Source organism: Vibrio sp. ES.051 (assembly GCF_002563795.1).
GTDB lineage: Bacteria > Pseudomonadota > Gammaproteobacteria > Enterobacterales > Vibrionaceae > Vibrio.
Genome location: NZ_PDJL01000001.1, coordinates 1 through 5,741, shown reverse-complemented (window position 1 = coordinate 5,741; position 5,741 = coordinate 1). Strand labels below are relative to the sequence as shown.

The window sequence follows — 5,741 nt, the reverse complement described above, 5'->3', positions numbered from 1 at the left end:
ATAACGAGCGTTGGCGTAATGGTGACGTTCTCCGTGAAAATTGACACCCGAACCACTAATTTCTCGGTAGCACTGACTCTGGTACTGCGCCCAGGACATATTTTGTGGAACCATACTGGTATGGTCTTTCTGAATCTCAGCGGCGATCTTGAGAGCGCGAATTTGTGCAGGAGAAGAAACTGGAAATTCTCGAAGCCGGCCTCCTTTAGTGCCACCTTCAATACGAATAACTCCCGTACGCAATGCATGGCCTAATACTCTCTTTGCATTAATCAAACAAGACTCTTTAAATCGAAGTCCTATCTCACGCTGTAACGCCAATTGTGCCCCCAAACGCCCTGTAAGCGTTTTTAAGGCATTTTGGTGCTGTTCTACACCCACACCCTTGTAAAAGACCGCCACGCCCGTTCTAGAGGGCAATCCGGCGTCATTTACACCATCAACCCGGCACGATCGATCTAATCGAGCATACTCCATCGCCACATTCACTTTACTCAGGTAATTCTGAGCGGTAGACGCGGAAATAACGCCATTTTCAAAGCGTTCATTTAGGTAGTGGGCGTATTTTAGAACGTGCATTTTCTCGACTTTTCGCAGGTCGTTAACACCATTTTCCTTTAAATGTTTAGCAAAATCATACAAGGCACTCTTACAAATATTTTTGGTGTTATCACCATTGCCTTTCATTTGGTAAGCAGTGATTAACGCCGCCCCATATTGCTTGATCTCAACCCGAAATTACGGGCATTCATATTTCTATTCATTACTCGACATGCTCGCTTAATGCGTTCTGGTAAGAGGTAACGTGCATTTATGGTTGCACTTCCAATTCCACTTTAACGGGCCTATTGCATCCCAGTGGGTTCGAGTCTTTGCATCTCGACCGGTGGCAGTAACCACACTTCAAATCAGTATGGGGCGGTGTCCTCGATGCTTTATGGAATAGCGAGAAATGTAGAAACGTCTAAAAACTTCCGAGTGCAATTAGGGAGAGACAACGATAAATCATTGTTTTAATGCAATTATCACTAGGTATTTAAAACGTAACTATCGTCGTCTAATTTTCTAACGCAAATTAGACGACTGGCACTTCGCTCTATTTTTTAATTTGTCCCTGGAGGGACTGAGTAGCTCCTAATGCCGCCCTTTCGAGCATTGCTAAACGCTTTTAGCGTTTGATGGAGTATTTTTCCTGAAGGGCCCTTTCGAGCATTTTTTGAGTAGTGTGCCGCGACCGAACAATATCGGAGTCACCTGAGCGGCAGTGACGATTTCATCATCAGCGATGAATTAATACAATGTAGCACTTTGATTTTTAAAAAAGAATAGTTTTGATCACACGTCCAGCTCTAACTGGTCACGTTCAACGAACTTAAACTCTAACGCATGCACAGAGCGCCCTTTTTTTACGATCTTGTATGTAATGTCTAAGTTACTCAAAGTGCCAATTTCTTTTATCGCAGGAACTAATGCTCTTTTTTTTGCATCACTCCAATCGTAAGTATCTGGCCACTCTAGAATATGTTTTAAGTTCTCTAGAGTCACATGGACTGACTTACCTTCCTGACAGTAAGTGGTCCAACTTTTGGCATATTCATACAAGCGCCATGAATATACGGATTTTAGAGAGGCTGCATTTTTGAGTTTGTACGTTGTATATTGATTTTTTAATGTATGTAAATGAGGGTACACTTCAGGAGTGAAACTTAACTCAATAAACCCCTCATCTTTCGCGTAAGTTGCGCTAGAAACCCAGCGAAAACGAGTAATGCGCTCAGAATTACCTACTTTTTCTTTAACAGAAAACTGTCGCTCAAAAATGTTATCTGCAGCTTTTTTAAGGTATAGGTAAGCGTTCCTAGGATCTATCTCATATGTTTCTGCATAATCCAGTGCGGTAATTTTTACCTTTTGAAACTCAGCCAAATGCGCATGCGCTCTTGATCCTTTTCGGGAGTCAACTATTGCAACCGCCATCATTATTGCACGCTTTTCTACCAACGTTAGACCGTGTGCAGACCTCGTTAATGTATTACTCATACTCACGTTAAAATTACCGTAATCATCATTTTTTAATTCTTCTAAAAACATACCATCAACCTGTCCGTTTTAAAAATAAATGACACAATGCCACCATGTCCGAACAAAGAAAACCGACATAATCACACTTTGTCATGAAATAGCAATTATAAAATTAAGGATCCCCCCACTTACTACAAAAACGGACATAAAAAAAAATGTCCCTTTAAAAAACGGACATAAAAAAAAATGTCCCTTTAACTGTGGGCGAGACCATAAATTTGTCCGTTTAAACCATAAATTTGTCCGTTTAAACCATAAATTTGTCCGTTTTAAAATTTCCAAAATCGCTCTCAGCCCTTATGCCACAAGGGCTGAGAGCGATCGCATTTTTTCCTTAAAAACAAGTATTAAAAACAAGAAATAAAAATAAGGGATTTTTTTGTTTTTTTCAGTTTTCAAAAACAAAAAATCATTGAGTACGGAGTACAAAATTCAACTCGTAGGTAGTGTGTTTTTACTATCCATAAATTGTCCATAATGAGCGCAATCTACGAAAGGTTCTGGGACAGTAACTTTGGGATTAAACACAGTGAAGAATTTACAGAGAATCGAATATTTCTCTCTGCGCGTTTTATTCGTCTCATGTTCAATACTTTTCCAGTAGCGAATAATCTGACGCTTCCCAATAGCCTCCAAACGAGGATCACCTTCTCTGGCCATAATGTCTTCCAAAATGGCAATAAGTCTGAGCATCTGTTTTTTCTTGTAGGCAGACTTCTTACCTTTGGTGACGTATTCACTCATAACCTGCCGAATTAAAAAGTGTTTTTTGTGGTGCATATCTACCCTAAGTAATTATTTGTAATGTTCACTCGACCATGACCTAACTCCTGAGCAACTTGAAGGCGCGCATCATGATCCAATTGCCTAGCATGTTCTAAAGAAATATCGAGCGTTGTAGACATGTATTTGAGGTGTTCTAATCCATGTGAAAAACCTGAATTGACGGGACTTTCAACACCGGTAAGAGTCTCATAACGAGCGTTGGCGTAATGGTGACGTTCTCCGTGAAAATTGACACCCGAACCACTAATTTCTCGGTAGCACTGACTCTGGTACTGCGCCCAGGACATATTTTGTGGAACCATACTGGTATGGTCTTTCTGAATCTCAGCGGCGATCTTGAGAGCGCGAATTTGTGCAGGAGAAGAAACTGGAAATTCTCGAAGCCGGCCTCCTTTAGTGCCACCTTCAATACGAATAACTCCCGTACGCAATGCATGGCCTAATACTCTCTTTGCATTAATCAAACAAGACTCTTTAAATCGAAGTCCTATCTCACGCTGTAACGCCAATTGTGCCCCCAAACGCCCTGTAAGCGTTTTTAAGGCATTTTGGTGCTGTTCTACACCCACACCCTTGTAAAAGACCGCCACGCCCGTTCTAGAGGGCAATCCGGCGTCATTTACACCATCAACCCGGCACGATCGATCTAATCGAGCATACTCCATCGCCACATTCACTTTACTCAGGTAATTCTGAGCGGTAGACGCGGAAATAACGCCATTTTCAAAGCGTTCATTTAGGTAGTGGGCGTATTTTAGAACGTGCATTTTCTCGACTTTTCGCAGGTCGTTAACACCATTTTCCTTTAAATGTTTAGCAAAATCATACAAGGCACTCTTACAAATATTTTTGGTGTTATCACCATTGCCTTTCATTTGGTAAGCAGTGATTAACGCCCGCCCCATATTGCTTGATCTCAACCCGAAATTACGGGCATTCATATTTCTATTCATTACTCGACATGCTCGCTTAATGCGTTCTGGTAAGAGGTAACGTGCATTTATGGTTGCACTTCCAATTCCACTTTAACGGGCCTATTGCATCCCAGTGGGTTCGAGTCTTTGCATCTCGACCGGTGGCAGTAACCACACTTCAAATCAGTATGGGGCGGTGTCCTCGATGCTTTATGGAATAGCGAGAAATGTAGAAACGTCTAAAAACTTCCGAGTGCAATTAGGGAGAGACAACGATAAATCATTGTTTTAATGCAATTATCACTAGGTATTTAAAACGTAACTATCGTCGTCTAATTTTCTAACGCAAATTAGACGACTGGCACTTCGCTCTATTTTTTAATTTGTCCCTGGAGGGACTGAGTAGCTCCTAATGCCGCCCTTTCGAGCATTGCTAAACGCTTTTAGCGTTTGATGGAGTATTTTTCCTGAAGGGCCCTTTCGAGCATTTTTTGAGTAGTGTGCCGCGACCGAACAATATCGGAGTCACCTGAGCGGCAGTGACGATTTCATCATCAGCGATGAATTAATACAATGTAGCACTTTGATTTTTAAAAAAGAATAGTTTTGATCACACGTCCAGCTCTAACTGGTCACGTTCAACGAACTTAAACTCTAACGCATGCACAGAGCGCCCTTTTTTTACGATCTTGTATGTAATGTCTAAGTTACTCAAAGTGCCAATTTCTTTTATCGCAGGAACTAATGCTCTTTTTTTTGCATCACTCCAATCGTAAGTATCTGGCCACTCTAGAATATGTTTTAAGTTCTCTAGAGTCACATGGACTGACTTACCTTCCTGACAGTAAGTGGTCCAACTTTTGGCATATTCATACAAGCGCCATGAATATACGGATTTTAGAGAGGCTGCATTTTTGAGTTTGTACGTTGTATATTGATTTTTTAATGTATGTAAATGAGGGTACACTTCAGGAGTGAAACTTAACTCAATAAACCCCTCATCTTTCGCGTAAGTTGCGCTAGAAACCCAGCGAAAACGAGTAATGCGCTCAGAATTACCTACTTTTTCTTTAACAGAAAACTGTCGCTCAAAAATGTTATCTGCAGCTTTTTTAAGGTATAGGTAAGCGTTCCTAGGATCTATCTCATATGTTTCTGCATAATCCAGTGCGGTAATTTTTACCTTTTGAAACTCAGCCAAATGCGCATGCGCTCTTGATCCTTTTCGGGAGTCAACTATTGCAACCGCCATCATTATTGCACGCTTTTCTACCAACGTTAGACCGTGTGCAGACCTCGTTAATGTATTACTCATACTCACGTTAAAATTACCGTAATCATCATTTTTTAATTCTTCTAAAAACATACCATCAACCTGTCCGTTTTAAAAATAAATGACACAATGCCACCATGTCCGAACAAAGAAAACCGACATAATCACACTTTGTCATGAAATAGCAATTATAAAATTAAGGATCCCCCCACTTACTACAAAAACGGACATAAAAAAAAATGTCCCTTTAAAAAACGGACATAAAAAAAAATGTCCCTTTAACTGTGGGCGAGACCATAAATTTGTCCGTTTAAACCATAAATTTGTCCGTTTAAACCATAAATTTGTCCGTTTTAAAATTTCCAAAATCGCTCTCAGCCCTTATGCCACAAGGGCTGAGAGCGATCGCATTTTTTCCTTAAAAACAAGTATTAAAAACAAGAAATAAAAATAAGGGATTTTTTTGTTTTTTTCAGTTTTCAAAAACAAAAAATCATTGAGTACGGAGTACAAAATTCAACTCGTAGGTAGTGTGTTTTTACTATCCATAAATTGTCCATAATGAGCGCAATCTACGAAAGGTTCTGGGACAGTAACTTTGGGATTAAACACAGTGAAGAATTTACAGAGAATCGAATATTTCTCTCTGCGCGTTTTATTCGTCTCATGTTCAATACTTTTCCAGT

The 5,741-nt window shown here is 40.2% G+C and carries 5 protein-coding genes; all 5 read right to left on the bottom strand.

Annotated features, from left to right (window positions below):
* Positions 1 to 579, bottom strand: a 579-nt coding sequence (locus ATG66_RS00025; protein ID WP_179885549.1) for an integrase domain-containing protein, incomplete at its 3' end; no start/stop codon positions are given.
* Positions 580 to 1,335: 756 nt separating this feature from the next.
* Entirely contained in the window at positions 1,336 to 2,091 is a 756-nt protein-coding gene (locus ATG66_RS00020; RefSeq protein ID WP_098413411.1) for a replication initiation protein, read from the bottom strand.
* Between the two features lie 423 nt (positions 2,092 to 2,514).
* Positions 2,515 to 2,826: a hypothetical protein gene (locus ATG66_RS20775; protein WP_218925163.1), complete on the bottom strand. Its 312-nt coding sequence runs from the start codon at positions 2,824 to 2,826 to the stop codon at positions 2,515 to 2,517.
* Positions 2,827 to 2,864: 38 nt separating this feature from the next.
* A complete protein-coding gene (locus tag ATG66_RS00010; RefSeq protein WP_098413412.1) occupies positions 2,865 to 3,821 on the bottom strand; it encodes an integrase domain-containing protein in 957 nt (318 codons plus the stop codon).
* 571 nt (positions 3,822 to 4,392) lie between these two features.
* Positions 4,393 to 5,148, bottom strand: a complete 756-nt coding sequence (locus ATG66_RS00005; protein ID WP_098413411.1) for a replication initiation protein — start codon at positions 5,146 to 5,148, stop codon at positions 4,393 to 4,395.
* Positions 5,149 to 5,741 lie beyond the last annotated feature (593 nt).